This window comes from Citrobacter sp. JGM124, assembly GCF_018257795.1.
In the GTDB taxonomy this organism is placed as follows: Bacteria; Pseudomonadota; Gammaproteobacteria; order Enterobacterales; family Enterobacteriaceae; genus JGM124.
On record NZ_JAERJD010000031.1, the window covers coordinates 1 to 1,432 of the forward strand.

General features: G+C 51.3%; 1 protein-coding gene. It reads left to right on the forward strand.

Annotation, left to right across the window (positions count from 1 at the left end; translation table 11 throughout):
* Positions 1-1,432 (forward strand): Ig-like domain-containing protein (locus tag JK154_RS17580; protein ID WP_211994026.1); only part of this gene is annotated, 1,432 nt, incomplete at both ends.

The window sequence follows — 1,432 nt, forward strand, 5'->3', positions numbered from 1 at the left end:
TGGCCGATATTACCGTTATGGCCCGTGTGGGTGACACCGCCAGTGTGAATGCCGACAGGCAGGTGAGCTTTATCGCCAACATCGCCACCGCTCATGTGGTGAGTGTGGAGCTACAGGGCACCGATGTCAGTAAAATTGCAGACGGCACCAGTAGCTTCACCTATACGGTAACGGTGAAGGACAGTAACGACAACCTGGTACCCGGCGTGACCGTCACCGCCACGGCGGATAAATCCGGACTACCGGCAATCCCCAACGGGGTCACCAATGCCAGCGGTGAGGCAACCATCACCCTCACCAGCACCAACATCGCAGTCGCCGATATTACCGTCAGAGCCCAAGTGGACGATACCCAACAAGTGGACGCAAATGAGACGGTGAGCTTTATCGCCAACAGCGCGACGGCGAAAGTAGGTACCGTTGAATTAGATGACAACGTGCAGATCAAAGTAGCTAACGGCACAAATACGTTTAACTACACCGCACAGCTCATTGATAATAATGGTAACCCAGTGAAGCAAGCGGGATTAACCGTAAAATGGACACAAGACCAGGGCAGTGCTGTGACACTACCATCAAGCAGTGTTACTAATGCGGCAGGACAAGCAACCATCACACTGACCAGTACCACAACAGCGGTGAGCAATATACAGGTCAGTGCACAGTATCTTGCAACCCCCAGCGTGAATGCCAAGGCGGTGAACTTTACAGCCGACAGTTCACTGGCGAAAGTCAGTGATGTATCCCTGGTAGGAACCATAACCAGCCAAATTGCCGACGGAAATAATTTCTTTACTTATACCGTGACCGTCACTGATACCAATAATAATCCCGTGGAAGGCGCAATTGTCGCTCCTATGGTGAATCAGTCTGATCTCTCAGTCACTGTTAACGGAACCACGGATGCTAACGGTCAGGCAATCATAACGCTCACCAGCAGCACTAAGGCAGTGGATAACATTATCGTAAGTGCTCAGGTCGGCAATACGCCAAGTGTGAACGCAAAGGAAGTGGTGAGTTTCATTGCCAACAACGCAACGGCAAAAGTGAAAATAGTCACACTTACTGACACAGAGGTAAACAAAGTCGCTAACGGTATCAATGCCTTTAATTATACGGCTCAGGTGGTTGATGCTAATGATAACCCGGTAAAACAAGCCGGGATCACCGTGAGCTGGTCACAGGATAAAGGCAGTAGTGTGGTCCTGCCATCAAGCAGTGTCACTGATGCAACAGGCCTGGCAACCATCACCCTGACCAGCACCAACGTCGCAGTGGCCGATATTACCGTCAGTGCCCGCGTGGGTGACACCACCAGTGTGAGCGCTGATGAGAAAGTAAGCTTTATCGCGAATATCGCCACCGCTCATGTGGTGAGTGTGGCGCTACAGGGCACTGACGTCAGCAAAATCGCCAATGCCACGAATAACTT